Annotated in this window: 24 protein-coding genes and 1 tRNA gene; 10 read left to right on the top strand and 15 right to left on the bottom strand. The window is 68.1% G+C overall.

The features are described 5' to 3' along the window. Positions 1-19: 19 nt before the first annotated feature. From DYS74_RS07995 to DYS74_RS07985, 3 genes are all read left to right on the top strand, one after another. On the top strand, positions 20-1,306 hold the full coding sequence (locus tag DYS74_RS07995) for a capsule biosynthesis protein (protein ID WP_121532643.1): 1,287 nt from the start codon (positions 20-22) through the stop codon (positions 1,304-1,306). Positions 1,307-1,386: 80 nt separating this feature from the next. Then, a complete protein-coding gene (locus DYS74_RS07990; protein WP_121532641.1) occupies positions 1,387-2,517 on the top strand; it encodes a polysaccharide biosynthesis/export family protein in 1,131 nt (376 codons plus the stop codon). Further along, a complete protein-coding gene (locus DYS74_RS07985; RefSeq protein WP_121532639.1) occupies positions 2,517-4,544 on the top strand; it encodes a capsular polysaccharide biosynthesis protein in 2,028 nt (675 codons plus the stop codon). Before DYS74_RS07990 ends, DYS74_RS07985 begins: the two co-directional genes overlap by 1 nt. Here the strand turns inward: DYS74_RS07985 and ribD are convergent. From ribD to DYS74_RS07960, 5 genes are all read right to left on the bottom strand, one after another. Next, positions 4,541-5,629: a bifunctional diaminohydroxyphosphoribosylaminopyrimidine deaminase/5-amino-6-(5-phosphoribosylamino)uracil reductase RibD gene (gene ribD / locus DYS74_RS07980; RefSeq protein WP_245965233.1), complete on the bottom strand. Its 1,089-nt coding sequence runs from the start codon at positions 5,627-5,629 to the stop codon at positions 4,541-4,543. The genes DYS74_RS07985 and ribD overlap by 4 nt on opposite strands. After that, complete coding sequence (gene nrdR, locus DYS74_RS07975) at positions 5,626-6,093, bottom strand: transcriptional regulator NrdR (protein ID WP_113898914.1); 468 nt, start codon at positions 6,091-6,093, stop codon at positions 5,626-5,628. Before nrdR ends, ribD begins: the two co-directional genes overlap by 4 nt. A 140-nt stretch (positions 6,094-6,233) precedes the next feature. Further along, on the bottom strand, positions 6,234-6,650 hold the full coding sequence (locus tag DYS74_RS07970) for a secondary thiamine-phosphate synthase enzyme YjbQ (RefSeq protein ID WP_121532637.1): 417 nt from the start codon (positions 6,648-6,650) through the stop codon (positions 6,234-6,236). After that, positions 6,650-6,970 (bottom strand): hypothetical protein, encoded by a 321-nt coding sequence (locus DYS74_RS07965; RefSeq protein WP_121532635.1) that lies wholly within the window; start codon positions 6,968-6,970, stop codon positions 6,650-6,652. The genes DYS74_RS07970 and DYS74_RS07965 overlap by 1 nt, the downstream gene beginning before the upstream one ends. Before the next feature lie 57 nt (positions 6,971-7,027). Next, entirely contained in the window at positions 7,028-7,393 is a 366-nt protein-coding gene (locus tag DYS74_RS07960; RefSeq protein ID WP_121532633.1) for a winged helix-turn-helix transcriptional regulator, read from the bottom strand. 105 nt (positions 7,394-7,498) lie between these two features. On the opposite strand from DYS74_RS07960, the gene DYS74_RS07955 reads away from it, so the two are divergent. Further along, positions 7,499-8,362, top strand: coding sequence for an SDR family oxidoreductase (locus DYS74_RS07955; RefSeq protein WP_121532631.1), 864 nt, complete (start codon positions 7,499-7,501; stop codon positions 8,360-8,362). A gap of 9 nt (positions 8,363-8,371) precedes the next feature. Here the strand turns inward: DYS74_RS07955 and DYS74_RS07950 are convergent, their stop codons facing one another. The 4 genes from DYS74_RS07950 to dnaG form a co-directional block, all read right to left on the bottom strand. Then, positions 8,372-8,764 (bottom strand): hypothetical protein, encoded by a 393-nt coding sequence (locus tag DYS74_RS07950; RefSeq protein WP_147435471.1) that lies wholly within the window; start codon positions 8,762-8,764, stop codon positions 8,372-8,374. A gap of 112 nt (positions 8,765-8,876) precedes the next feature. Continuing rightward, on the bottom strand, positions 8,877-9,389 hold the full coding sequence (locus tag DYS74_RS07945; protein ID WP_121532627.1) for a mismatch-specific DNA-glycosylase: 513 nt from the start codon (positions 9,387-9,389) through the stop codon (positions 8,877-8,879). A 32-nt stretch (positions 9,390-9,421) separates the two neighbouring features. Continuing rightward, a complete protein-coding gene (gene rpoD, locus DYS74_RS07940; RefSeq protein WP_121532625.1) occupies positions 9,422-11,434 on the bottom strand; it encodes an RNA polymerase sigma factor RpoD in 2,013 nt (670 codons plus the stop codon). A gap of 135 nt (positions 11,435-11,569) precedes the next feature. Further along, on the bottom strand, positions 11,570-13,576 hold the full coding sequence (gene dnaG, locus DYS74_RS07935) for a DNA primase (RefSeq protein WP_121532623.1): 2,007 nt from the start codon (positions 13,574-13,576) through the stop codon (positions 11,570-11,572). Positions 13,577-13,887: 311 nt separating this feature from the next. Between dnaG and DYS74_RS07930 the strand changes: the two genes are divergently transcribed. From DYS74_RS07930 to DYS74_RS07920, 3 genes are read left to right on the top strand one after another with little or no spacing between them, the layout of a single operon-like run. Further along, on the top strand, positions 13,888-15,606 hold the full coding sequence (locus DYS74_RS07930) for a TadE/TadG family type IV pilus assembly protein (RefSeq protein ID WP_183077487.1): 1,719 nt from the start codon (positions 13,888-13,890) through the stop codon (positions 15,604-15,606). A gap of 11 nt (positions 15,607-15,617) precedes the next feature. After that, positions 15,618-16,166 (top strand): TadE/TadG family type IV pilus assembly protein, encoded by a 549-nt coding sequence (locus tag DYS74_RS07925; RefSeq protein ID WP_121532619.1) that lies wholly within the window; start codon positions 15,618-15,620, stop codon positions 16,164-16,166. Then, complete coding sequence (locus DYS74_RS07920; RefSeq protein ID WP_147435469.1) at positions 16,163-16,822, top strand: TadE/TadG family type IV pilus assembly protein; 660 nt, start codon at positions 16,163-16,165, stop codon at positions 16,820-16,822. The genes DYS74_RS07925 and DYS74_RS07920 overlap by 4 nt, the downstream gene beginning before the upstream one ends. An 85-nt stretch (positions 16,823-16,907) precedes the next feature. Here DYS74_RS07920 and glpX read toward each other — a convergent pair whose 3' ends face one another. The 3 genes from glpX to DYS74_RS07905 all read right to left on the bottom strand — a co-directional run bounded on the left by glpX (position 16,908) and on the right by DYS74_RS07905 (position 19,579). Next, positions 16,908-17,873 (bottom strand): class II fructose-bisphosphatase, encoded by a 966-nt coding sequence (gene glpX, locus DYS74_RS07915; RefSeq protein WP_121532615.1) that lies wholly within the window; start codon positions 17,871-17,873, stop codon positions 16,908-16,910. 133 nt (positions 17,874-18,006) lie between these two features. Continuing rightward, entirely contained in the window at positions 18,007-19,305 is a 1,299-nt protein-coding gene (locus DYS74_RS07910; protein WP_121532613.1) for a homoserine dehydrogenase, read from the bottom strand. 76 nt (positions 19,306-19,381) lie between these two features. Next, a complete protein-coding gene (locus tag DYS74_RS07905; protein ID WP_121532611.1) occupies positions 19,382-19,579 on the bottom strand; it encodes a hypothetical protein in 198 nt (65 codons plus the stop codon). Positions 19,580-19,694: 115 nt separating this feature from the next. On the opposite strand from DYS74_RS07905, the gene DYS74_RS07900 reads away from it, so the two are divergent. The 3 genes from DYS74_RS07900 to DYS74_RS07890 all read left to right on the top strand — a co-directional run bounded on the left by DYS74_RS07900 (position 19,695) and on the right by DYS74_RS07890 (position 22,299). Next, positions 19,695-20,282: a TetR family transcriptional regulator gene (locus DYS74_RS07900; RefSeq protein ID WP_121532609.1), complete on the top strand. Its 588-nt coding sequence runs from the start codon at positions 19,695-19,697 to the stop codon at positions 20,280-20,282. A gap of 43 nt (positions 20,283-20,325) precedes the next feature. Further along, a complete protein-coding gene (gene recJ / locus DYS74_RS07895; protein ID WP_121532972.1) occupies positions 20,326-22,068 on the top strand; it encodes a single-stranded-DNA-specific exonuclease RecJ in 1,743 nt (580 codons plus the stop codon). Positions 22,069-22,224: 156 nt separating this feature from the next. Next, positions 22,225-22,299 (top strand) — tRNA-Glu (locus DYS74_RS07890). Between the two features lie 87 nt (positions 22,300-22,386). On the opposite strand, the gene DYS74_RS07885 is transcribed toward DYS74_RS07890, so the two are convergent. The 3 genes from DYS74_RS07885 to DYS74_RS07875 are packed head-to-tail and all read right to left on the bottom strand — an operon-like array spanning position 22,387 to position 25,333. Further along, positions 22,387-23,037 carry an ANTAR domain-containing response regulator gene (locus DYS74_RS07885; protein ID WP_121532607.1) on the bottom strand — a complete coding sequence of 217 codons (651 nt, stop codon included), beginning with the start codon at positions 23,035-23,037 and terminating at the stop codon, positions 22,387-22,389. A 7-nt stretch (positions 23,038-23,044) separates the two neighbouring features. After that, complete coding sequence (locus DYS74_RS07880) at positions 23,045-24,193, bottom strand: transporter substrate-binding domain-containing protein (RefSeq protein ID WP_121532605.1); 1,149 nt, start codon at positions 24,191-24,193, stop codon at positions 23,045-23,047. A 33-nt stretch (positions 24,194-24,226) separates the two neighbouring features. After that, entirely contained in the window at positions 24,227-25,333 is a 1,107-nt protein-coding gene (locus tag DYS74_RS07875) for an AAA family ATPase (RefSeq protein WP_121532603.1), read from the bottom strand. Between the last annotated feature and the right edge of the window lie 33 nt (positions 25,334-25,366).

The following is a 25,366-nucleotide window of genomic DNA, read 5'->3' as shown; positions in this document are numbered from 1 at the left end:
AACAGTTCCGGAACCGCCGATGCATCGTTACGCCGACCGCACCTTCCTTTTGCTGCAGGGCCCGCACGGCCCCTTCTTCCACCAGCTGGGGCGGATGCTGGCGGCTGCGGGCGCCGGGATCTGGCGCGTCGCCTTCAACCGCGGCGACGAGGCGTTCTGGTTCGATGCGGCCACGCTGATCCGCTACACCGACACGCCCGAGGACTGGCCCGCCCGCATCGCCGCGCTGATCGCCGAGAAGGGCGTGACCGACCTTGTCCTTTACGGCGACACCCGCCCGATCCATGCCGAGGCGATCGCGGCCGCCCGCGCCGCCGGGGTGACCGTGCATGTCTTCGAGGAAGGCTATCTGCGCCCCTATTGGGTGACCTACGAGCGCGGCGGCTCGAACGGCAATTCGCGGCTGATGACCCTCGGCGTCGCCGAGATGCGCGCCGCGCTTGCGCAAAGCGAGATCGAGTTCCCCGAGGCCCCGCCCCGCTGGGGCGACATGCGCCACCACATCTTCTATGGCGCGCTCTACCATTTCTTCGTGATGGCGCTGAACCGGCGCTATCGCGGCTTCCGCCCGCATCGCGATATCACCGTGATCGAGGAGTTTCGCCTCTACCTGCACCGGCTGCTGCTGATGCCCGTCCACCGGATCGAGCGGGCACTTGCCACGCTGCGGGTGCGGCGGGGCGGCTTTCCGGTGCATCTGGTGCTGATGCAGCTCGAACATGATTCGAGCTTCCGCATGCACTCCTCCTTCGCCTCGCAGACCGAGTTCGTGACCCTGGTGATGGAGGGCTTCGCCGCCGGCGCCCCGGCCCATCACCATCTCGTCTTCAAGGCCCACCCGCTCGAGGACGGACGCGCGCCGATCACCCGCGCGATCCGCGAGGCGACGGCGCGGCTTGGCCTGACGGGCCGGGTGCATTTCATCCGCGGCGGCAAGCTGGCCGGTCTGCTCGCGCAGGCGCGCAGCGCCGTCACCGTGAACTCGACCGCCGCACAGCAGGTGCTGTGGCGCGGCCTGCCGCTCAAGGCCTTCGGCCGGGCGGTCTTCGACAAGCCCGAATTCGTCTCGGCCCAGCCGATCGCCGAATTCTTCGCCAGCCCCCGCCGCCCCGACACCCGCGCCTATCGCGACTATCGCCACTACCTGCTGGAAACCAGCCAGGTGCCGGGAGGGTTCTACTCCACCCGCGGGCGACGGATCCTGCTGCGCCAGGTCGTCGACATGATGCTGTCGCCCGAGGACCCCTATGACGCGCTGACGGCCGGCAACGCGGCACCCCGGCAACAGTTGCGGGTGGTGCGCTGAACAGACTGGTTTTTTCTTGCCGTTTTCGTTAACTTCAGCCGCAAAAGCATAAAAGCGCCCCCGCGAGAGGAGCACGAGCAGTGAACGTCAAACCGTCCCGCAGGACCCTGCTTCTGGGTCTGTCTGCGGCCCTTCTTGGCACCGCCTCCTGCGGTCTGCCCCGGTCCGGTCCGAACAAGCGCGAGATCTTCGCCGGCTCGGTGATGAAACAGGGCGATGCCTTCGTCGTCACCGTCAACGACCACGTGGTGCGGGCGACCGCGGTGCAGCCGGCGCTCGGCTTCACCTCGTCCTTCGTCAATGCGGGTGTGCTCGGCTCCGACACGATCAACCCCGGCGACACGCTGACCCTGACGATCTGGGAAAACGTCGACGACGGCGTGATGAGCAAGAAGGGCGTGCCGACCCAGCTGACCGAGGTGCAGGTCGACGGCGCGGGTTATATCTTCATCCCCTACGCCGGGCGCATCAAGGCCGCGGGCAATTCGCCCGACGCGCTGCGCAAGGTGATCACCGAGAAACTCGACGCGCAGACGCCGGACCCGCAGGTCGCGGTGGCGCGCGCGCCCGGCGACGGCTCGACCGTCTCGGTGATGGGCGCGATCGCCGGCCAGGGCGTCTATGCGATCGAGCGGCCGACCCGCACCCTCTCGGCGATGATCGCGCGGGCCGGCGGCGTGACCGTCAAGCCCGAGGTGGCGAAGATCACCGTCACCCGCGGCACCAAGACCGGCACGGTCTGGCTCAAGGATCTCTACGAGAACCCGAAGATGGACATCGCCCTGCGCGGCGGCGACGTCATCCTCGTCGAGCAGGACACCCGCTCCTTCACCTCGCTCGGCGCCACCGGCGCGCAGGCGCGCGTGCCCTTCGAGACGCAGACGCTCAGCGCGCTCGAGGCGATCGCCACCGTGGGCGGGCTGCAGACCGGCCTGGCCGACCCGACCGGCGTCTTCGTGTTCCGCAACGAACCGGCCGAGATCGCCTCGGTCGTGCTTGGCCGCAACGACCTCGTGGGCGACCAGCGCATGGTCTACCTGCTCGACCTGACCAGCCCCAACGGCATGTTCCTTGCGCGCGATTTCGTCATCCGCGACGGCGACACCGTCTATGTGACCGAAGCGCCCTACGTGCAGTGGCAGAAATCGCTCTCGGCGATTACCGGCTCGCTCGGCCCGGTCAATTCGGTCAGCAGCCTCGCCGGCAACTGATGCCCGGGGTCACGCCCGATCCGGCCGCCGGGGAGCCTTCCCGGCGGCTTTTCTTCTACAACGGCGGCTTCCTGCGCGAACGCCGGCTGCGGCAGATCCTGCGCGCCGCGAGCTGGTCTCTGCATCTGGGCCTGCCCGGTCCCGAGGACCGCGTCGTGGTCTGGGGCCGGTCGCGCTATGCGGGCCGCGGCGAGGCGGTGGCGGCGCGGCGCGGCGTCGGGCTGGTGCGGCTCGAGGACGCCTTCCTGCGCAGCGTGCACCCCGGGAGGGCGGGCAGGGACGGCCCGCTCGGCCTGCTGATCGACCCCGAGGGCGTGCATTTCGACAGCGCCCGCCCGTCGATGCTGGAGCGCCTCCTGGCCCGCCATCCGCTCGACGACACTTACCTTTTGCAACGTGCCCGCGACGGGATCGGCCGACTGAAGGCACTTGAGCTGTCAAAATACAACAATTTTGACGAACGCCTCGAACCGCCGCCACCGGGCTATGTGCTGGTGATCGACCAGACCGCGGGCGATGCCTCGATCCCCCATGGCGGGGCCAGCGCCCGCACCTTCCGCGAGATGCTCGCCGTCGCGCAGATCGAGCATCCGGGCGCGCGGATCCTGATCAAGACCCACCCAGAGACCCGCGCCGGCCTGCGCCCCGGCCATTACGGCCCCGAGCATTGCGACGCCCGCACGCAGCTGTTCGCCGATCCGGTCTCGCCCTGGCAGCTGCTCGACGGCGCCATCGCGGTCTATACCGTCTCGTCGCTGATGGGGTTCGAGGCGATCCTCGCCGGCCACCGCCCCCGCGTCTTCGGCCAGCCCTTCTATGCGGGCTGGGGCCTGACGCAGGATGAGAATCCCGTCGCCCGGCGCGAACGTCAGCTGACCCGCGCCCAGCTGTTCGCCGCAAGCCACCTCCTTGCCCCGACCTGGTTCGACCCGTGCCGGCAGCGGATCTGCAGCTTCGAGGAGGCGGTCGATCAGCTCGAGGCCGAGGTCCGCGCCTGGCGGCAGGACCGCGCCGGTCATGTCGCCAGCGGCATGCGGCTGTGGAAGCGACGCCCGCTGCAGCAGGTCTTCGGCCGCGAGACGCCGCTGCGCTTCGTCGATCCGCCCGCCCGCGCCGCGCAGGTGGCGCGCGATACCGGCCGCAGTCTGCTGGTCTGGGCCGGCAAGGCGGCCCCTGACCTATCCGCGCTGCGGGTCGAGGACGGTTTCCTGCGCTCGCGCGGGCTGGGCGCCGAGCTGATCCCGCCGCTCTCGCTCGTCACCGATGCGCAGGGCATCTATTACGACCCCACCCGCCCCTCGGATCTCGAGACGCTGATTTCGCGCGAACCGCCCCCCAGCGGGCGGCTCCGGGCCGAGCGCCTGCTCGCCGCGATCCGCAAGGCGGGGGTGTCGAAATACAACCTCGGCGGCACCCTGCCCCCGCTGCCCGAAGGCCACCGGATCCTGGTGCCCGGACAGGTCGAAGACGATGCCTCGATCCGGCTGGGCGCTGGCGAGACCTGCACTAATCTGGCATTATTAGCCCGTGCCAGGGCCGAAAATCCGACTGCGATTATCCTTTTCAAACCTCACCCCGATGTCGAGGCGGGTCTGCGCCCGGGCCGCGTGGAACCGTCCGAAGCGCTGCGGTTCGCCGACCAGATCGTCGAACAGGCCGATCCCGTCGCCCTGATCGGGGCGGTGCACGAGGTCTGGACGATGACCTCGCTTCTCGGCTTCGAGGCGCTGATCCGCGGCGTGCCCGTCACCGTGACCGGCGCGCCCTTCTATGCCGGCTGGGGGCTGACCCGCGACCTGGGCAGGGTCCCGGCCCGACGCAGCGCACGGCCCGACCTGCTCGCCTTCGTTCATGCCGTGCTGATCGCCTATCCCCGCTATTTCGACCCGGTCTCACGCCGCCCCTGCCCGCCCGAGGTCGTGCTCGACCGGCTGGCGAACGGCCCGTTGCCTGCGCCCGGGCCGCTGAACCGCAGCCTCGCGAAACTGCAGGGGGCCTTCGCCGCCTGGGCCTTCCTCTGGCGCTAGCGCCGCCAGCGGTGCAGCACGTCACCGCCCAGCGTCTCGACCGAGGCAAGGGTGAAGCGCGGCGCATCCGGCAGATGCGCCAGCCCCAGCGGGCCAAGCGCCGGGCGGGCATCAGCGCCAAGCGCCACACCCGCGGTGAAGCCGATCAGCTCGTCGACCAGCCCCGCCCGCATCAGCGCCGCGGCGAACTGGCCGCCGCCCTCGCAAAACACCCGGGTCAGGCCGCGCGCGCCAAGCGCCGCGCTCAGCGCGACCACATCAAGCCCTTGACCGGACAGCGGAACCTCGATCAGCTCGGCGCCGATCCCGGCCCAGAAGGCGCGCGCCTCGGGGGGCGCGGCAGGGCCATGCACCAGCCACAGCGGCGCCTCGGAAACCGATCCCGCCAGCCGGTCGCGCGGCAGGTCAAGCCCGGCCGAAGCTACCACCCGCACCGGCTGGCGCAGCGGGGTGAAGCTGCGCACGGTGAGCAGCGGGTCGTCCGCCCGCGCCGTGCCACCGCCGACCAGAACCGCATCGAAGCGCGCACGCAGCGCATGCACCCGCGCCCGCGCCGGGGCCGAGGTGATCCACTGGCTCTCGCCATTCGCAAGCGCGATGCGGCCATCGAAACTGGTGGCGAGCTTCAGCGCCAGCCAGGGCCGGCCACGGGTGATGCGGCTGAGAAACCCCGCCTGCAGCGCCCGCGCCTCGGCCTCCATCAGCCCGACATCGACCGCAAGCCCCGCCGCGCGCAGCATCGCATGGCCACGGCCCGAGACCCGCGGGTCGGGGTCTTCCTGCGCGCTGACCACCCGGGCAATGCCGGCGGCGATCAGCCCCTCGGAACAGGGCGGTGTCTTGCCGTGATGGGAACAGGGTTCGAGCGTGACATAGGCCGTCGCCCCCCGCGCCGCCGCCCCGGCCATGTCGAGCGCGCGGCGTTCGGCATGCGGCCGCCCGCCCGGCTGGGTCCAGCCGCGACCGACGATGCGGCCGTCGTTCACGATGACACAGCCCACCGCCGGGTTCGGCCAGACATTGCCCAGCCCGCGCGACGCAAGGCCAAGCGCAAGCGCCATGAAGCGCCGGTCGGCGTCGGTCACTCGCTCTCGCCCGTCTGCGGCCGCAGCTCGGAGACGAACTTGTCGAAATCGTCGGCAGCCTGGAAGTTCTTGTAGACGCTCGCGAAACGGACATAGGCGACGGTGTCGATCCGGGCCAGCGTCTCCATCACGATCTCGCCGATGGTGCGCGACGGGATGTCGGTATCGCCCAGGCTTTCCAGCCGCCGCACGATGCCCGAGATCATCTGGTCGATGCGATCGGGCTCGATCGGGCGCTTCTGCATGGCGATGCGGATCGAGCGTTCCAGCTTGTCGCGGTCGAAATCCTCGCGCTTGCCCGAGGACTTGATCACCACGAGGTCGCGCAGCTGCACGCGTTCATAGGTGGTGAAGCGCCCGCCACAGGCCGGGCAAAAGCGCCGGCGCCGGATCGCCACATGGTCCTCGGCCGGGCGGCTGTCCTTCACCTGTGTGTCGACATTTCCGCAAAACGGGCAGCGCATGGCTTCTCCCTTTTCCTGTTCCCGCCGCATGTGGGGTCTGGTGCCCCGGTTATCCACAGGACTATAGGGGGGAGGCGAGCTTTTGGGTAGCATAAATGTGAGACCACCAGATCCGGTGGGCCGGGTGTGGCGGCCGGGACTCAGCGCAGCAGCGCCACCACCTCGCGCCGCTGGGGCGCGCGCCGATGTTCGAAAAGGTATATTCCCTGCCAGGTCCCAAGCGCCATTTGCCCGGAAATGACGGGAATCTGCAAGCTGGTCGGCAACAGCGCCGCCTTCACATGGGCCGGCATGTCGTCCGGCCCCTCGTAGGTGTGGGTCATCCAGGCGCTTTCCGGCCGGTCCGAGGGCGGCACCAGCCGGTGCAACGCCTCGGTCAGATCGCGGCGCACCTCCGGGTCGGCATTCTCCTGGATCACCAGGCTGGCCGAGGTGTGGCGCACGAAGAGGGTCAGCAGCGCCTCCTCGGGCGCCGCCGTCTCGACCCAGGCGCGCAGCGCGCCGGTGAATTCGTAAAGCCCGGGGCCGCGTGTCGGGATCTCGACGCGGCGGTGCATCACGCGCCGGGCTGGGCGGCCTCGCGCCCCTTGGCATAGATCGCCAGACACTCGGGGTTGATGTCCATGATCGCGCGTTCCCTGGCGAAGGCCTTGTCGACCGCCGCGGCATCGAGCCCGGCCTTCGGCACGCCCACCGGCGCTTTCGAGCCATCGGCGATACCGGTCATCAGGGTATAGCTGCCATCCTGCTCGGCCGTGACCAGGGCAAAGCAGGTGCCCGCCTTGTCGAGGCTCGGCGCGGTCGGGTCGGTCGACATCCCCTCGAGCGTGCAGGCACCAAGCAGCATCGGGAAAAGCAGGAACAGGCGCGCGGTCATCGGATCCTCCGGAAGTCTTTTCCCAGAGGTAGCAGGCCCGCGCGCGCGGCGAAAGCCCTAGGCTTGCGCCGCGAAGGCCGCGCGCGCGGTGGCGATCTCGGGGGCGGAGGCCTTGGCCCAGTCGATCAGCGCGCAAAGCGGGCCGAGCAGCGAGCGGCCCAGATCGGTCAGCGCATATTCGACGCTCGGCGGTTTCGTCGGGAAGACCTGCCGCGCGATCAGCCCGTCGCGTTCGAGATCGCGCAGCGATTGCGTCAGCATCCGGCGCGAGATGTCGGGCAGGCTGCGGGCGAGCGCGTTGAAGCGGCACGGGCCCGGCTCGAGCTCGAGCAGGATCAGTGTCGTCCATTTCGCCGCGATATGGTCGAGCACGTGGCGCACCGGGCAATTGGCGAGGTCCATCTGGTCCAGCATGTCGCGCATCGGTTCCCTCCAGGTAACCTTGGCAGGAAAACCTGCCTCCTTTCCGCATGATGATACGGTCTCTAAAAGAGACTTATACACGATTCGCAACCGGAGGAAACGGAGATGAGCGAACAGACCTTCCTGGTGACCGGCGCCAACGGGCAGCTGGGCCAACTGGTGATTGCGGCGCTGCGGGCGCGGGTGGCGCCCGGCCAGATCATCGGCCTCGTGCGGCGCCCCGAGGATGCGGCGGCGCTCGAGGCGCAGGGCCTCGGCGCGCGGCTTGGCGATTACGACGACGTCGACAGCCTGACCGCCGCCTTTGCGGGGGTTGACCGGCTGCTGCTGATCTCGGGCTCGGCCGTGGGCCAGCGCGCGCGCCAGCACGGCAATGTGGTCGCGGCGGCAAAGGCCGCGGGCGTCGGTTTCATCGCCTATACCTCGATCCTGAACGCGCAGGGCTCGGCGATGGCGCTGGCGGCCGAGCACAAGGCGACCGAGACGATGATCCTCGAGAGCGGCATCGCGCATACCTTCCTGCGCAACGGCTGGTATTCCGAGAACCTGCTGGCCTCACTCGAAACCGACCTGGGCCTTGGCAAGCATTTCGGCGCGGCCGGCGAAGGCCGGTTCTCGACCGCACCGCGGCACGACTATGCCGAGGCGGCGGCGGTGGTGCTCGCGGGCGCGGGCCACGAGGGCAAGACCTATGAGCTTGCGGGCGACGCGAGCGTGACGCTGGCCGAGTTCGCAGCGCTGCTGTCGCAGGCGGCGGGCAAGCCGGTCACCTATGTCGACCTGCCCGAGGCCGACTATGCCGCGGCGCTGATCGGCGCGGGCCTGCCCGAGGGCTTTGCGAAGATCCTGGCCGACAGCGATGCGCAGGCGGCGAAGGGTGCGCTTTTCGACGAAAGCCACACGCTCTCGGCGCTGATCGGGCATCCGACCGAGCCGATGGCCGAGACCATCGCCCGCGCGCTGGCCTGAGCCCCTGCCCTAGTTGAAGGGGAAGAACGGCACCAGCGGGCAGAAATGCTGCGCGGCCGCGGCACTCATCCCCTTGTCCCGCGCACCGAAGCGGGTGAAGCCGCTGTCGGCGGCCCTGGCATCGCTGAGCGAGAAATCCACCCCCTCGCCCGCACGGCGCGGCGGGGGGGAGGTGCGGTAGATCCGCGTCGAGGGCGGCAGGCCGAGCCCGCGCAGGACGAAATCGCCCGCGGCACACCAGAAATCATCATTGCCGGTGAGGCCGCCGAAGGCGACATGGAACTCCTGCCCGCCTGCGGGCACGACGCGCAGCCCGTTCAGCGCGAGGAAATCGCCGGCCGATGCGGTACCCGCGGAAAGGGCGAGAGCCGCGGCGGTGAGCAATGGGGCAAGGGCACGCATGGAACACTCCCTGAAGCCGCCCGGCATGGCCGGGCAGAGCAAGGGTAGACCTGCCGGAGAGGAAGTCCAAGAGGAAGCAGGGGGCGCTGCCCCCTCTTCGGCTATGCCGAATTCACCCCCGAGGTATTTTCGGCAAGGAGAAGGGGATTTCGCGCAGGAAGGTGCCGAAGGCGCGCCAGATGCCCTCGTCCCAGGCCCCGTTCGCCGCGCCCGAGGTCGAGGGCAGGATCCAGACCGGAAGGCCGTCGTGCTCGATCGGGCCGAAACCGACGCGGGGCGCACCAAGGAAGCGGCGCGCCGCGTTCTTGCCGTTGAAGGCGAAGCTATACGGGCGGTGCTGCGCAAGAAAGGCCCGCAGCCGCGCGGGATCATAGGCCTGCACCGGGATCTGGGCGTCGCCGCCCGACACGCCCTTGGCGAGATCGGTCAGGCCGATGCCGAAGCCCAGAAGCCGCGCCTCGTCACCGACGGCGAGCGGTTCGGGCACAAGGCCCGCGCGAAAGAGCACCGGCCAGAACTTGTTGCCGGGCCCGGCGTAATAGCGCCCGAGCTCGGCCGAGCGGCGGCCGGCGGCGGTGCCACAGATGATCGTGCGCAGGCCGGGGGCGGCGAAATCGGGCAGCATGGCAAAACGCCCCCTTGCGGGGGCGCCTCGTGTCACTGGTCGAGGAAGGAGCGCAGCTTGCGCGAGCGCGAGGGGTGCTTGAGCTTCCTCAGCGCCTTCGCCTCGATCTGGCGGATACGTTCGCGGGTGACCGAGAACTGCTGACCGACCTCTTCGAGCGTATGGTCGGTGTTCATGCCGATGCCGAAGCGCATGCGCAGCACGCGTTCCTCGCGCGGCGTGAGCGAGGCCAGAACCCGCGTCGTCGTCTCCTTCAGGTTTTCCTGAATGGCGCTATCGAGCGGCAGGACCGCGTTCTTGTCCTCGATGAAATCGCCGAGCTGGCTGTCTTCCTCGTCGCCGATCGGCGTTTCGAGCGAGATCGGCTCCTTGGCGATCTTCATCACCTTGCGAACCTTCTCGAGTGGCATCTGCAGCTTTTCGGCCAGTTCCTCGGGCGTCGGCTCGCGACCGATCTCGTGCAGCATCTGGCGGCCGGTGCGCACCAGCTTGTTGATCGTCTCGATCATATGGACCGGGATGCGGATCGTGCGCGCCTGATCTGCGATCGAGCGGGTGATCGCCTGACGGATCCACCAGGTCGCATAGGTCGAGAACTTGTAGCCGCGGCGGTATTCGAACTTGTCGACCGCCTTCATCAGGCCGATGTTGCCTTCCTGGATCAGGTCGAGGAACTGCAGCCCGCGGTTGGTGTATTTCTTCGCGATCGAGATCACCAGACGCAGGTTCGCCTCGACCATTTCCTTCTTGGCCTGACGCGCCTCTTTCTCGCCCTTCTGCACCTGGTTCACGATGCGGCGGAATTCGGAGATGTCGACGCCGACATACTGGCCGACCTGCGCCATCTCGGCGCGCAGATCGTCGACCTTGTCGCCCGATTTCTCGAACAGCGTCGCCCAGGTCCGGCCGCCCTTCGCCTGCATCCGGTCGACCCAGGTCGGGTCAAGCTCGTAGCCGCGGTATTCCTCGATGAATTCGCGGCGGTTGACGCGGGCGGCATCAGCGAGCTTCACCATGCCGCTGTCGATCGACATGATCTTGCGGTTGATGCCGTAGAGCTGGTCGATCAGCGCCTCGATGCGGTTGTTGTGCAGATGCAGCTCGTTGACGAGGCCGACGATTTCCGAGCGCAGCTTCTGATAGGCCGCCTCTTCGGCGACCGAGAAGGTGCCATCCTCGTTCAGCGTCGCCGACATGCGCAGGTCCTGCATCTCGGCGAGCGTCGCATAGTCGCGCGCGATCACCTCGAGGGTTTCCAGAACCTTCGGTTTCAGCGCCGCTTCCATCGCGGCGAGCGACATGTTCGAGCCTTCGTCGTCTTCCTCGTCGTCGTCCGAGCGCATCAGCGGGTTGCCGTCGGCATCGAGCTCGGGCTCGTTCGAGGTGCGGCGCGGGGCCGCGGTGGCTGCCCCCGCCTGCGTCTCGTCGACCTCGAGCCCCTCGACCGGGGCTTCCAGGTCGTCCTCCTCGCCGTCGAGCGAGCGGCCGAAGGTCGCCTCGAGGTCGATCACGTCGCGCAGCAGGATCTCTTCGCTCAGAAGTTCGTCGCGCCAGATGGTGATCGCCTGGAAGGTCAGAGGGCTTTCACACAGGCCCGCGATCATCGTGTTGCGGCCGGCCTCGATGCGCTTGGCGATGGCGATCTCGCCCTCGCGCGACAGCAGTTCGACCGAGCCCATCTCGCGCAGATACATCCGCACCGGGTCGTCGGTGCGATCGAGCGTCTCGCTCGTCGAGGTCGCGACGGTGATCTCGCGCGAGCCGGAGCCGGTCTCGGCCACGGCGCCGCCGGCCTCGGGTTCTTCGCTTTCTTCCGCCTCGACGACGTTGATGCCCATCTCCGAGAGCATCGACATCACATCCTCGATCTGGTCGCCCGACACCTGCTCGGGCGGCATCACGGCGTTCAGCTGGTCGTAGGTGATGTAGCCGCGCTCCTTCGCCTCTGCGATCATGCGCTTGACCGCGGCCTTGCTCATGTCGAAGGAGGTGTCCTCGTCCGCGGCGGTGTCGGGCTTGTTCTCGTCGATGTCCTTGGCGGCCATGTGCGCTCCTGCTCGGGCTCTCTCGGGCGTCGTCACGCCGGTGGGCCGGGGCGCGACGGGATCGAATCGGTTGATCTGTCTTATCGAATCACGGGGTCGAATCACAGGGCCGAATCGGCCCTTTTGCGCAGCGTCTCAGGCGCTGCCGCTTCCACCGCCATGTTTTTCCAGAAGAGACTGCAAAAAGGCAGACATCGCTTCACGGTCCTCGCCCAGATCACTGGTGTCCTCCAGTCTCGATTTCCCGGCCTGATGCAGCGCCTGGGTCGCCTGGGTGATTCGCCAGGTGAGCCCCTCGTCGGCCAGGCCGGCCAGTTCTTCCATCGCCTCCTCGGTCTCGCTGCGCACGGCACGCGCCGCCTGCAGCTTGGCCAGCTCCTCGGCAAGGCACATGCGCGCAAAATCGGTGTCGTCGCGGCGCAGGACCGGGGGGGCCGAGCGCACATGGGGCTGGGCGAGCAGCTTTTCAAGGTCATCGCCCGCCCGGGCAAGGGCCGCCGCGATCGCCTCGGGCGGTTCGGCGCAATGGGCAAGGATCAGGCCGCGCAGCCGCTCGTGCCCCGGATCGGCAAAGACGATGCGATCGAGGCGGGCCTCGAACTCGGCCACCAGCACCGGATGCGCGACGAGAATCGCCAGGATCATCGTCTCGCGCAGCGCCTCGGTCACGCGCTCGTCCGGGGCGGCGGCGAGCAGCGTCGAGCGGGTCGCGGGCAGCGGCAGCGCGGGCGCCGGGGCGCGACCGAAGCCCCGCCCGCGTGCGGACTGCCAGCCGCCGCCCTCGCGCGGGGGCTGCCATCCGCCGCCATCACGCGGGGCAGAGCGGAGCCCCTCGTCCCGCCCGCCGCGGGACCGGTTCATGCCGAAGAGATCCTCGCGCAGCCGCTTGATCTCCTCGCCGTAATGCACCTTGATCGAGGGATCCTTGATCCGGCTGATCGTCGCGCGCAGCGTCTTGTCGAGAGCGGCGCGGCGTTCGGGGCTGTCGAAGACCTTGCCCTCGATCTCGCGCGCCCAGAGCAGGTCGACCATCGGCCGGGCGCCGGCGATCACCTGCTCCATCGCGGCGCGTCCGCCCGCCTGGATAAGCTCGTCCGGGTCCTGCCCGCCCGGCAGCATGGCAAAGCGCAGCGCCTTGCCCGCCTCGAGCAGCGGCAAGGCCAGGTCGATCACCCGCAGCGCCGCGCGCATCCCCGCCGCGTCGCCATCCAGCGCGATCACCGGCTCGTCGTGGATGCGCCACATCAGGTGCAGCTGCTCCTCGGTCACCGCGGTGCCCAAGGGCGCAACGGCGCCGCCAAAGCCCGCCTCGACCAGCGCGATCACGTCCATGTAGCCTTCGCAGACGATGAGCGGCGCGCCCTTCGCGCAGGCCTCGCGCGCGGGGCCGTGGTTGTAGAGGTTGCGGCCCTTGTCGAAGAGCGCGGTCTCGGGGCCGTTCAGGTATTTCGCCCGCGCGTTCGGGTCCATCGCCCGCCCGCCCAGCGAGATCGCCCGCCCCCGCGCATCGCGGATCGGATAGATGATGCGGCCGCGGAAGCGGTCATAGGGCGCGCCGCCATCCTCGGGGCGGGCGCAAAGCCCGGCCTCGACGATCAGGTCGGGGGCGATCCCCTTCGCCTTCAGCGCGTTGAACAGGCCCTGGCGCTGGTCGGGGGCAAAGCCGATCTCGAAACGCGCCTGCGCCTCGGGGCCGAGGCGGCGGCGGGCAAGGTAGTCGCGCGCGACGGCCCCGCCCTGCATCGACAGCTGCAGCCGGTAATGCTTCACCGCCTCTTCCATCACCTTCGCAAGTTCGCTGCGCCGGTCGGCCTTCTGCGCCGCGACCGGATCGCGCGCCGGCATCTGCATCCCCGCCTCGCGCGCCAGGATCTCGACCGCCTCCATGAAGCCGACATTCTCGGTCTCGCGCAGGAAGGTCAGAGCGTCGCCCTTCGCCTGGCAGCCGAAGCAATAGTAATAGCCCTTGCGGTCGTCGACGTGGAAGGAGGCGCTCTTTTCCTGGTGGAACGGGCACGGCGCCCAGAAGTCGCCCTTGGCCTGGTTCGACTTGCGCATGTCCCATACGACCTTGCGCCCGACCACCTGCGAGATCGAGACGCGATTGCGCAATTCGTCAAGGAAGCCGGGCGGAAGACTCATGCCCCCTAATATGGCCCGCCCCGCCCCCCTGTCGAGAGGGGGGAACAGCGAATCGGCGCATGCGGCGGCGCAAGAAAACGTTAAGAAATTCCTCAACGCCCCCGGCAGAGCATGCCGGAATTGTGGCGCATTGCCCAATGCCAGCAAAACGATGCCCGCGAATCCGGGCAATTGCCCCGTCCACCCGGGACAATCGGGCGAATTTGCCAGAACAGCGCCCCAATTCCGCCCCGAAGCACGCGCATACCCTTCCCCGGAAAAGACTATTCGCGCCCTGCGGTCCGCCGCCGGAACGGGATGGAGAGAGCAGCATGGTGACTTTCCGGCACGAGAGCAGAACCGCCCGTCGGCTCGCCCGCTTCCTGCGCGAGGAGGACGGCGCGCTGATTCACCTGGCGATGCAGATCTTCCTCGTCATGCTGATCTGCACCGGCATCTCGATCGATTTCGTGCGCCAGGAAGAACGGCGCACCAAGATCCAGAACACGCTTGACCGCGCCGCGCTGGCCGCCGCCTCGCTGTCGCAGCAACTCGACCCGGCGCTGGTGGTCGACGACTACCTGAAAAAGGCCGGGCTCGACTATCTCGACGTGACGCCCGAGGTCGCGCAAGGCAGTCTCGGCGAATGGCGCCGGGTGACCGTCAAGGCCACCGACAACATGCACACCATCTTCGGCGGGCTGATCAACATCAACTCGCTCGAGGTGGCCGTCGCCAGCACCGCTCAGGAAGAGATCGGCAACGTCGAGATCTCGCTCGTGCTCGATATCTCGGGCTCGATGAACGAGAACATCTATTACCCGACGAACAGCAGCTATGACGGCCGCTACCCGACGCGCATGGACAAGCTGCGCCCGGCCGCCCTCGCCTTCGTGCAGAAGATGTTCGACACGGTGCAGCCCTCAAGCGCACCGGCCGGCCGGCTCTCGATCTCGATCGTGCCCTACAACCAGCAGGTGACGCTCGGCACCAAGACCTCGGCCGCGTTCAGCCTCTCGACCGATCACACGAAGAACACCTGCGCCGACATCGAGGCCCTGTCCGACGGCGATTTCGCCATCTCCGCGTCGCGGGCGCTGCAGCGAACGATGTATGGCGACAGCTTCGACTATGCAGGGCAGTCCGCGCTTGGCCAGGGCACCTGGTCGGTGCAGAAGACCACCTATATCGAGAACTGCCCGAACGCCACCGCGGCAGCAGTCCTGGCCTTTGCCAACAACCAGACGACAATCAACAGCGCGATCAACGCCCTCACCCCGGGCGGCGACACCGCGATCGACGTCGGCGCCCGCTGGGGCCTCGCGCTGCTCGATCCGGCCGCGCGCACCGCTCTCGACAAGCTGATCGTCAAGGGCTACGCGAGCTCCGACCTCTCGGGACGCCCCTTCGACTACAGCACCGGCAGCCAGACGGTCAGCGACAGCGCGATGAAAGTGCTGGTGCTGATGACCGACGGGCAGAACACCCGTTCCTATTCGACCAAATCCGCCTATCGCACCGGCGCGTCGGGCTTCGTGTCGACCTCGAGCGCAACGGCCTTCGCCGACAGCTCGAACAGCACGGCGTGGAGCAAGCTCTATTACTACGCTCCCGGCCGGACAAAGCCCTATTACCGCCTCTATGACAAGACCTGGTACAGCACGCCGAGCGGCACCCTCTACCCGATCACCTGGGAGACGATCTGGAGCAAGAACTACACGCTGCAATACGTGATCAACACCTTCCTCTACAATCCGATGAAGGCGATCGACTCGACGGTCACGACCGGCAGCATCTACAACGACATGTCCGTGCAGTCCGAGTTCACACAGAAGGACTCGGCGCTGCTGAAGCTGTGCGAGGTCGCCAAGAACGATCTGCACGGGATCTATATCTTCACCGTCGCGGTGAATGCGCCGACCGCGGGCAAGACGATCCTGCGTCAATGCGCGACGTCGGAGGGTTATGCCTATGACGTCAACGCCGAGGACCTGACCGACGCCTTCTCCTCGATCGCCTCGGCGATCAACGCGCTGCGACTGACGAACTGAGGGGGCGGAGAATGCGCGCGACACACCGCCCCGGACCGTCCCTGCTGCGCCGGCTGCGGCGCGAGGATGGCGCCGTCACCATCCCGACGATCTTCTGGTTACCGCTGTTCTTCATGATCATGCTGGCCGGCGTCGAGATGATGGTGACGAACCTGCGCCAGCTCCTGCTCGAGCGCGCCGTCGACGTGGCCACGCGCGAGCTGCGGATCGGCAACATGGTCAACCTGACGCATGACCAGCTGAAGCAGAAGATCTGCGCGGCGATCCGCTTCGTGCCCGACTGCACCGCGAACCTCGCAGTCGAGATCTTCCCGGTCGATACCACGACCTGGCAGTTCAGCAACACCGGCCGCCCCCTGTGCACCGATTCGAGCAGCACCGATGTGCTGAACCCGACGCTCGATTACGGCGGGTCGAACCAGCTGATGGTGGTGCGGGCCTGTCTGAAGCTGAAGACGATGTCCGACATGGACCCGCTTGGCGCAGCGCTGGTGAAGGATTCGAGCGGCCGCTTCGCCCTGGTCGCGATGACCGCCTATGTGAACGAGCCGAGGGAATGATGACGACGTTGCGGTTCCTGCGCCGGTTCCTGAAACAAAGCCGCGGCTCGGCCGTGATCGAGGGGTTGTTCGGCAGCGTGCTGCTTCTGGGCTGGTTCATGACCGCCTACCAGATCTACGACGCCTTCCGCATGCGCGCGGTGGTGTCGCGCGCCACCTATACCGTGGCCGACCTGATCTCGCGCGAGCGCGATCCGATCGGGCCCGCCTATGTCGCCGGCATCAAGACGATCTTCGACGCCGCCACCCGCTCGCGCGGCGACGCGCAAAGCTGGATCCGGGTGACGCTGATCTCCTGCGTCGAAACCGAAACGGATGCCCGGGCCTGCGACGGCACCAACAAGCTGGTGACCTTGCGCAGCTCGGACTCGACGGCGGGTTCGATTGCCTCCTTCGCCACCGGCGGCCACGCCGCCTACACCCAGTCGACACTCGACGCCAAGGCCAACGTCATCCCGATGATGGCCGCAGGGGATTCCGCGGCGATCGTCGAGGCCGGCTATCTCTATTCGCCGATCTTCAACATCGGCGACAAGGCGCTGTCGCTTGGCGGCAACAACACCGTCGAGATGGGGCTGAAATCGAACCTGCAATTCGGCGAGTTCGTGGTCACCCGCCCGCGCGGACCGCGCACGAAGTGGTTCGACAGCAACTAGTCCGCCCCTCCCGACAGCGCCCGAGTGCAAAACGCCGGGCCCTCGGGCCCGGCGTTCGATCTTGGCGGCCTTGCGCGGGACGCGCTCAGCGGATCGGGTTGCGATAGATCACCCGCCGCACCGAACCGGTCTTCGAGCGCATCAGGATCGTCTCGGTCTCGATGTAGTTCGGTTCGCGCTTCACGCCGCGCACGATCGAGCCGTTGGTGACGCCGGTCGCGGCAAAGATCACGTCCGACTTCACCAGCTCGTCGCGGGTGTAGATCTTGTCGAGATCGGTGATCCCGGCCTTGGCCGCACGGCCGCGTTCGTCGTCGTTGCGGAACAGCAGCTTGCCCCACATCTGCCCGCCCATGCACTTCAGCGCCGAGGCCGCCAGAACGCCTTCCGGCGCGCCGCCCGAGCCCATGTACATGTCGATGCCGGTGAAATCGGGCTCGGCGCAGTGGATCACGCCGGCGACGTCGCCATCGGTGATCAGCCGGATCGCGGCGCCGGTCTCGCGCACTTCGCGGATCAGCTCGGCGTGGCGGTCACGTTCGAGGATGCAGCAGGTGATGTCGCCGGGCTGCACGCCCTGCGCCTTGGCCAGCGCCAGCACGCGTTCGGTCGGCGTCATCTCGAGGCTCACGACATCCTTGGCATAGCCCGGGCCGATCGCCAGTTTCTCCATGTAGACGTCGGGCGCGTGCAAGAGCGTGCCGCGCGGCGCCATGGCGACGACGGTCAGCGCGTTCGGCATGTCCTTGGCCGTCAGCGTGGTGCCTTCGAGCGGGTCGAGCGCGATGTCGACGGCCGGGCCCTCGCCGGTGCCCACTTCCTCGCCGATATAGAGCATCGGCGCCTCGTCGCGCTCGCCCTCGCCGATCACCACGACGCCCTTGATGTCGAGGCTGTTGAGCTGTTCGCGCATGGCGTTCACGGCGGCCTGGTCGGCGGCCTTCTCGTCACCGCGGCCGATCAGCCGGGCAGAGGCATGCGCCGCGGCCTCGGAGACGCGGGCAAGGCCCAGCGAGAGCATGCGGTCGTTGAAATCGATGGGGGGAGTCATGGTTGTGTCCTGTCTCGGAATGCGAAGGGCCGCCAACAGCTAAGCCCGAGCGCGCGCGAGAGACAACCCTGAGAACGCTAACGGCGGGCGCACAGGCGGCACAGCGCCGCCCCCTGCCCCGCCGCCGGGGCGATCAGACCTCTTCGATCCGCATCGCCACCGCCTCGCCGGCCACAACGCCGGTCGCCGGGAAGCCTGCAATGGCAAGATCGATCGCGTCGCGCGTGGTCTTGTGGGTGACGATCAGCACCGGCGCGGTCGCATCGGCATGGCCGTACTGGCGCATCCGCGAGATCGAGATCCCGGCCTCGCCCAGCACCGTCGCGACCTTGGCCAGCGCGCCCGGCTTGTCCATCAGCTCGAGCCGCAGGTAATAGGCCGCCGGCGCCGAGGCCACCGCCGCGACCGGCTCGGCGAGCGTCGCCGCGGGCTGACCGAAGGTCGGCATCCGCAGCCCACGCGCGAGGTCGACCACGTCGCCCATCACCGCCGAGGCCGTCGGCCCCTCGCCCGCACCGGCACCGCGCAGCACGATCTGGCCGACCGAATCGCCCTCGAGCAGCACCATGTTGGTGCCGCCCTGCAGCTGTCCGAAGGGCGAGGACGAGGGCACGAGGCAGGGCATCATCCGCTGCTCGAGCCCGCGGCCGGTGATCTGCGCCACGCCGAGCAGCTTGATCTTGTAGCCCATGTCATCGGCGCGGCGGATATCGTCGATCGAGATCTTGCCGATGCCCTCAAGCTGCACCGCGTCGAAGCTGACCTTGGTGCCGAAGGCGATGGCGGCGAGGATCGCCAGCTTGTGCCCCGCGTCGATGCCCCCGACATCGAGGTTCGGGTCGGCCTCGAGATAGCCAAGCGCGCGCGCCTCCTCGAACACCGTCTCATAGGGCAGGCCCGCGCTTTCCATCCGGGTCAGGATATAGTTGCAGGTGCCGTTCATCACACCCATCACGCGGCGGATCGCGTTGCCCGCAAGCCCTTCGGTCAGCGCCTTGATGACCGGGATGCCGCCTGCCACCGCCGCCTCGAAGCGGATCACCCGGCCAAGCGCCTCGGCGCTTTCGGCCAGTGCCTGGCCGTGATGGGCCAGCAGCGCCTTGTTCGCCGTCACCACGTCCTTGCCGGAGCTCAGCGCCGCTTCCATCGCGTTCTTCGCTGCGCCCTCGTGCCCGCCCATCAGCTCGACGAAGACGTCGACGTCGTCGCGCTGCGCCAGCGCCACCGGATCGTTTTCCCAGGCATAGCCCGACAGGTCCGCATCGCGGTTCTTCGTGCGGTCCCGCGCCGAGACCGCGGTGATCACCACCGGCCGGCCCGAACGCGCCGCCAGCAGATCGGCATGGCGCTGCACGATCTTGACCACGCCGATGCCGACGGTGCCGAGCCCGGCGATGCCGAGGCGGAGCGGGGAAACGTCGGGGGCGGACATGGGAACCTCTTGCGCTGGATTGGTCTTGAGCCCTGTTAGCCTGTCGGGCGCGACCTTGCAACGCGTCGAAGCCGGCTCAGGGCTGCTCGGCGCGGATCGCCGCAGCCCGCGCGCGCAGCGCATCCGCCCGAGCCTCGAGCACCGGCGCCGGATCGGGCGTCAGCGGCGCCTCGGAAAGGAGCGTCTCCATCGGCACCAGCGCGGGATAGTCCGCATCCGAGGCGCCGCAACCGGCAAGCGCGAGAAGACCGAGGGCAAGGGCAAGGCGGGTCATGGCGGCTCCTGTCAACGGCCCGACCATAAGCCCGCCCGCCGGCGCTGACCAGAGCCGCAAGACGTCCCCGCAGCCGGGGTTTGATATTGAACAGATGTTCAGATAATCTGCGCAGATGGCACGCAAGACAGGCTCCCATTCCGAAATCACCGGCCCGCGCGTCCGCGCCGAGGCGCAGCGTCTGTTCGCGCGCCACGGCTTTGCCGCGGTCTCGATGCGGCAGATCGCGGCGGCGGTCGGCGTGCAGGCCGGCGCGCTCTACCTCTACACCCCCGACAAGGAGGCGCTGCTTTTCGACCTGTTGAAAAGCCACATGGAAGAGCTGCTCTCCGCCTGGGCCGAGGTCGCGCCACAGGGCGAGCCGCTTGCAGCACTTGAAACCTTCGTGCGCTTTCACATCCGCTTCAACCTGACCCGGGCCGAGGCGGTGTTCCTGAGCTACATGGAGCTGCGCAACCTCGGCCCCGGGAATTTCGCGGTGATCGAGGGGCTGCGCCGCGCCTACGAGACCGAGCTGGAAAAGATCCTGATCGCCGGCCGCGCGGCAGGGGCCTTTGCCCTGCCCGACACCAAGCTTGCCACGCTCGCGATCATCGCCATGCTGACCGGGGTGAACACCTGGTATCGCGAGGGCGGGCGGCTCAGCCTCGACACCGTCGAGGCGATCTATTGGGACATGGTGCGCAAGGCCGTCGGCGCCTGAGCCAATGCTGGCAGGCCGCGCGCCGATCGGCTATGGGAAGGGCATGAGTGCATTCCTTGATGTCGAAGCGTCGCTGACCGGGCGGCGCTGGATCGGCCCCACGGACGAGGCCGACCGCCTTGCCGAGGCGATGGCGCGCGAGACGCGCCTGCCCCTGCCGCTTGCCCGCGTGCTCGTCGCCCGCGGCGTCGCCCCCGAAGAGGCCGCGGGCTTCCTCGAACCCACCCTGCGCGAGCTGCTGCCCGACCCGCGCAGCCTGCGCGACATGGAAAAGGCCGCCGCCCGCTTCCTGCGCGCGATCGACGGGCGCGAGCGCATCGCCGTCTTTGCCGATTACGACGTCGACGGCGGGTCCTCGGCGGCGCTTCTGCTGACCTGGCTGCGCGCCATAGGCCGCGAGGCGACGCTCTATATCCCCGACCGCATCGACGAGGGCTATGGCCCGAATGTGCCGGCGATGCAGGCGCTGGCCAAGGACCACCCGCTGATCGTCTGCGTCGACTGCGGCACGCTCAGCCACGAGCCGGTGGCCGCGGCGAAACCCGCCGACGTGGTGATCCTCGACCACCACCTCGGCGCCGAGACCCTGCCCGAGGCGCTGGCCGTGGTGAACCCGAACCGGCTCGACGAGGACGGCTCGCTCGGTCATCTCTGCGCCGCCTCGGTCGTCTTCCTGATGCTGGTCGAGGCGAACCGGCAGCTGCGCGAGAAGGGCGTGAAGGGGCCCGACCTGATGGGGCTTCTCGACCTCGTGGCGCTGGCGACGGTGGCCGATGTCGCGCCTCTGATCGGGGTGAACCGGGCGCTGGTGCGGCAAGGGCTGAAGGTGATGGCGCGGCGCGAGCGGCCGGGGCTGGTCGCGCTCTCCGACGTCGCGCGGCTCGATCAGGCGCCCTCGGCCTATCATCTGGGCTTCGTCCTTGGCCCGCGGGTGAATGCGGGCGGGCGGATCGGCGCGGCCGATCTTGGCGCGCGGCTTTTGTCGACCGACGACCGGGCCGAGGCCGAGGCGCTCGCCGCCCGGCTCGACCAGCTGAATTCCGAGCGCCGCGAGATCGAGAACCGGGTGCGCGATGCCGCCCTTGCCCAGGCCGAGGAGCGCGGGCTTGACGCGCCGCTCGTCTGGGCGGCGGGCGAGGGCTGGCACCCGGGCGTGGTGGGCATCGTTGCCGCCCGGCTGAAGGAGGCGACGAACCGTCCGGCGGTGGTGATCGGGCTCGAGAACGGCATCGGCAAGGGCTCGGCCCGCTCGGTCGCTGGCGTCGACCTTGGTGCTTCGGTGCAGCGCGTCGCGGCCGAGGGGCTGCTGCTGAAGGGCGGCGGGCACCGGATGGCCGCCGGCCTCACCGTCGCGGCGGAGCAGCTGGAACCCGCCATGGCGCGGCTGAGCGAGCTGCTGGCGCGGCAGGGCGCCGGCGCCGGCGGGCCGCGCGATCTGCGCCTCGACGGGCTCCTGATGCCCGGCGCCGCCACCGCCCAGCTGATCGAGGAGCTCGAGCGCGCCGGCCCCTTCGGCCAGGGCGCCCCTGCCCCGCGTTTCGCCTTCCCCGACATGGAGGTGACCGGCCCGCGCCGGATCGGCGAAAGCCACCTGCGCTTCTCGCTGGGCGACGGGCTCGGATCGCGGATCGAAGCGGTGGCCTTCGGCGCCTTCGACGGCCCGCTCGGCCCGACGCTGAGCGCGGGCGGAGCGGGGCGCTTTCACCTCGCGGGCAAGCTAGAGATCAACACCTGGGGCGGGCGGCGCAAGGTGCAGCTGCGCCTCGACGATGCCGCGCGTGCCTGAGCCCATCGGCAAGCCCTTGAGCAAAGGCGTTTTTCAAGAAAATCGCGCGGCCGTGAAGAAAGTTGCGATAAACTGAAAAAACCCTCTTGCGAGTCACCCGAAGCTCGCCTAAACACCGCTCCACGCCGCGCAGCAACGCGCTGAAGCGGAAACGGTGGCCCGTTCGTCTATCGGTTAGGACGTCAGGTTTTCAACCTGAAAAGAGGGGTTCGACTCCCCTACGGGCTGCCACTTCTTCCCCAGAACATCAAAGACAAGCAATCGCGATGCGGCTGGTTCCGCGTATCCAGACGCCTCTGAGCCTCGCCTCTTGGGCGCTCAGTCCTGCTCTGGTTTCGGAATGCGCGTCTTGCGCGCGGCGGCACCCGGCGCGGGCTTGAGATTGCTCAGCATGTCATCGGCGGTGATGATCGCCTGCGCGATCTCGACCGTCGTCGTGCGCCGCGACATCGCGTGCTTGCGGATGATCTCATAGGCCTCGCGGTCGTCGACGCCATGGTGCTGCATCAGGATCCGTTTCGCATCGCTGATCGTCTGCATGGTCTCCAGCTTGCGGCGGATCTTCTCGTTTTCCTCGCGCAGCGCGTTCTGCTCGCTCCAGCATTGCCGCGCCATGACGATCGCGCTCATCACCCCGATCGCGCGCAGCGGCTTGGTCAGGATGCCATGCGCGCCGATCTCGCTCAGCTGCGCCAGAACCGAGGGGTTCTCGTAACCGACGATGGCGATGATCGTCGGCAGCTCCGTGCGCGCGCGCGTGATCATCGCGCGCAGGTATTTCGCGCTGCCCTCGGCCATGTCGACGAAGACGACATCGTATTTCTCGGCGAGCGTCTTCGGCGGCGGCCAGAAGGCGTCGTGCACGCAGCCGATGCGGCTGAGCTGCTGGCGCAGCTCTTCCGCCGTGCGGTCGAACGGGTGCACGACGGCGATGTTCAGGTCCCGCAGGGTGCGGACGAAGTCGGTCATCTCCCCCTCACCCGCGACTGATCTTGCGCCCCTGCACGATCAGGTCGGCCGAGGCGGGCATCACCAGATAGGGGTCCGGCTTGATCGCCATCGGAACCTCGTGCTCGATCACGTATTCGCCCTCCTCGTCGATCCGCGCGATGCGGGAATGCAGGTAGGTGTGCTGATTGTCGGGATCGATCGTCACCCGGCCCTGCGGCGCCTCGAACGACTGCCCGACCAGCGTCGCGCGCAGCGCATCGGTGTCGTCGCAGCCGCAATCGCGCAGCGCCTGCGCGAAGAAATGCATCTGGATATAGGCCGCCTCGCCGCAGCTGGTGACATCAGTCAGATCGCCGTGCAGCCGGGCATAGCTTTCCAGATACTGCGCGTTGCGCGGCGTCTCGAGCGTGCGGAAATAGGGCGCGGCGGTCAGATGCCCCGCCATCACCTCGGCGCCGATCTCGGCGACATCGGCCTCGTTCGTGGTCAGGCTGGCCACCGGAATATCTCCCCCCCGGCCGCCGGCGCGGTGATAGGCGCGATAGAACTCGGCACTGTCCTGCCCGACCACGGTCGAGAAGATCGCATCGGGGCGCTGCTCGAGAATGCGCGCGACGATCGCGTCGAAGGCACCCGGGCCGCTGTCGAGGGGCACATATTCCTCCTCGACCACCTCGCCGCCCGACAGGCGCAGAACATGGCGCATCACCCGGTTCGACTCGTGCGGATAGATGTAATCCGAACCGACGAAATAGATCCGCGGCCCGTAATTCGCCATCAGATAGCGCGCCAGCGGCACGCTGTTCTGGTTAGGCACGGCACCGCCATAGAAGACGTTCGGCGAGAACTCGAAACCCTCGTAGATCGTCGGGTAGAAGAACAGCGCATTGCGCCGCTCGACCACCGGCAGCACCTCCTTGCGCGCCGAGGACTTGTAGCAGGCAAAGAGCGTGTTGATCCGGTCCTCGACGATCAGCTTCTCGGCCAGACGGCCATAGTCGCGCGGCTCCGAGCCGGGGTCATAGCGCACCGCCTCGATCGGGCGCCCGAGCACCCCCCCCGCCGCGTTGATTTCCGCGATGGCCAGCATCGCGCCATGCAGCTGCGACAGCTCGACATTTGCGGTCGATCCGGTTTCCGAGAACAGGATCCCAACTTTCCAACAGTCAGACATGACGCCCTTGATATTCCCCTGGCGCAGTCTCACTCAGGCGTCCCCCTCGACGAATGTCAAGGTTTGCCCCTCGAGCACCGCGGTGATGATGCGGCGGTTCACCGAACTGCCCGTTGCGGCGGCAGAAAGCAGATATTCGGCCAGCGGAAACTCGAGATGCTTGCGGATCGTGCGGCGCAGCCCGCGCGCGCCGAAGCGCTTGTCATAGCCAAGCTCGGCCAGATGGCGCATCACCTCGGGCCCGACCTCGAGATGGCAGTCGTGCTTCAGAAGCCGCCGGTTCAGCTTGCCGATCTCGACCTCGACGATCGCCGGCAGGAAGTCGGTGCCGATCGCGTTGAAGGTCTCGATCTGGTCGATGCGGTTGACGAATTCGGGCGGGAAGCGCTTGAGCAGCTTCTCGAGCACCAGCTCGGGCCCGGTTTGCGGCTGTACGCGCTTGCCGCGGCCCGCGGGTTTCGTCACGCCCGCCCGTTCCATCAGCTCGCTTGCGCCAAGGTTCGTGGTCATGAACACGATGGCGTTGCGGAAGGAATAGGTGCGCTCGCCCGAGGCGACCGTCAGGATGCCGTTGTCGAGCACGTTGAGCAGCGCCAGCACGACCTCGTCGCTCGCCTTTTCAAGCTCGTCGAACAGCACGATGCCGGGGCGGTCATGGCTGCCCTCGATCTTGTCCTGATCGAGGATCGTCGTGCCCTCCTTCGAGCCGACATAGCCCGGAGGCGCGCCGGTCAGCGCGGCGGCATAATGCTCCTGGGCGAGGGTGTTCATGTCGACCCGGCAGAAGGCGTCGGCATCGCCGTGCAGCGCCCGGGCGAGGACGCGCACCGTCTCGGTCTTGCCGACCCCCGTGGGCCCGGCAAACAGGAACGAGGCCAGCGGCTTGCGCGGGTCGCCGATGTCGGCGCAGATCACCGTCATGATCCGCATCACCGAGGCGATCATCTCGTCCTGACCGACGATATTGCCGCGCAGCTCCCGCTCGATCATCGTCAGATCGAAGGTGAAGCGCGAGGCCGGCATGAAGCGCGGGGCGGCGCGGGGCGCAGCCTCCGCCGGCAGGAGGTTTTCGTCGTTCATTGCAGCGGCAAGTTTCTGCGCGCGCTGCGTCTGCGCAATGCGGTCGGTGAGAAAAGGCATGGTCGTCTCGGGAAGAAAGGGAAAAAGGGGCGG

This window comes from Paenirhodobacter hankyongi, from assembly GCF_003664585.1.
Taxonomy (GTDB): Bacteria; Pseudomonadota; Alphaproteobacteria; order Rhodobacterales; family Rhodobacteraceae; genus Rhodobacter; species Rhodobacter hankyongi.
The sequence above is the reverse complement of the archived record's forward strand: the minus strand, read 5'-3'. Positions and strand labels throughout refer to the sequence as shown.

Coding starts and splice junctions, on each gene's coding strand:
- DYS74_RS07995 (WP_121532643.1), top strand. CDS start 20: ATGCATCGTTACGCCGACCGCACCTTCCTTTTGCTGCAGGGCCCGCAC.
- DYS74_RS07985 (WP_121532639.1), top strand. CDS start 2,517: ATGCCCGGGGTCACGCCCGATCCGGCCGCCGGGGAGCCTTCCCGGCGG.
- nrdR (WP_113898914.1), bottom strand. CDS start 6,093: ATGCGCTGCCCGTTTTGCGGAAATGTCGACACACAGGTGAAGGACAGC.
- DYS74_RS07970 (WP_121532637.1), bottom strand. CDS start 6,650: ATGCACCGCCGCGTCGAGATCCCGACACGCGGCCCCGGGCTTTACGAA.
- DYS74_RS07965 (WP_121532635.1), bottom strand. CDS start 6,970: ATGACCGCGCGCCTGTTCCTGCTTTTCCCGATGCTGCTTGGTGCCTGC.
- DYS74_RS07960 (WP_121532633.1), bottom strand. CDS start 7,393: ATGCGCGACATGCTGGACCAGATGGACCTCGCCAATTGCCCGGTGCGC.
- DYS74_RS07955 (WP_121532631.1), top strand. CDS start 7,499: ATGAGCGAACAGACCTTCCTGGTGACCGGCGCCAACGGGCAGCTGGGC.
- DYS74_RS07950 (WP_147435471.1), bottom strand. CDS start 8,764: ATGCGTGCCCTTGCCCCATTGCTCACCGCCGCGGCTCTCGCCCTTTCC.
- DYS74_RS07945 (WP_121532627.1), bottom strand. CDS start 9,389: ATGCTGCCCGATTTCGCCGCCCCCGGCCTGCGCACGATCATCTGTGGC.
- rpoD (WP_121532625.1), bottom strand. CDS start 11,434: ATGGCCGCCAAGGACATCGACGAGAACAAGCCCGACACCGCCGCGGAC.
- dnaG (WP_121532623.1), bottom strand. CDS start 13,576: ATGAGTCTTCCGCCCGGCTTCCTTGACGAATTGCGCAATCGCGTCTCG.
- DYS74_RS07930 (WP_183077487.1), top strand. CDS start 13,888: ATGGTGACTTTCCGGCACGAGAGCAGAACCGCCCGTCGGCTCGCCCGC.
- DYS74_RS07925 (WP_121532619.1), top strand. CDS start 15,618: ATGCGCGCGACACACCGCCCCGGACCGTCCCTGCTGCGCCGGCTGCGG.
- DYS74_RS07920 (WP_147435469.1), top strand. CDS start 16,163: ATGATGACGACGTTGCGGTTCCTGCGCCGGTTCCTGAAACAAAGCCGC.
- glpX (WP_121532615.1), bottom strand. CDS start 17,873: ATGACTCCCCCCATCGATTTCAACGACCGCATGCTCTCGCTGGGCCTT.
- DYS74_RS07910 (WP_121532613.1), bottom strand. CDS start 19,305: ATGTCCGCCCCCGACGTTTCCCCGCTCCGCCTCGGCATCGCCGGGCTC.
- DYS74_RS07905 (WP_121532611.1), bottom strand. CDS start 19,579: ATGACCCGCCTTGCCCTTGCCCTCGGTCTTCTCGCGCTTGCCGGTTGC.
- DYS74_RS07900 (WP_121532609.1), top strand. CDS start 19,695: ATGGCACGCAAGACAGGCTCCCATTCCGAAATCACCGGCCCGCGCGTC.
- recJ (WP_121532972.1), top strand. CDS start 20,326: ATGAGTGCATTCCTTGATGTCGAAGCGTCGCTGACCGGGCGGCGCTGG.
- DYS74_RS07885 (WP_121532607.1), bottom strand. CDS start 23,037: ATGACCGACTTCGTCCGCACCCTGCGGGACCTGAACATCGCCGTCGTG.
- DYS74_RS07880 (WP_121532605.1), bottom strand. CDS start 24,193: ATGTCTGACTGTTGGAAAGTTGGGATCCTGTTCTCGGAAACCGGATCG.
- DYS74_RS07875 (WP_121532603.1), bottom strand. CDS start 25,333: ATGCCTTTTCTCACCGACCGCATTGCGCAGACGCAGCGCGCGCAGAAA.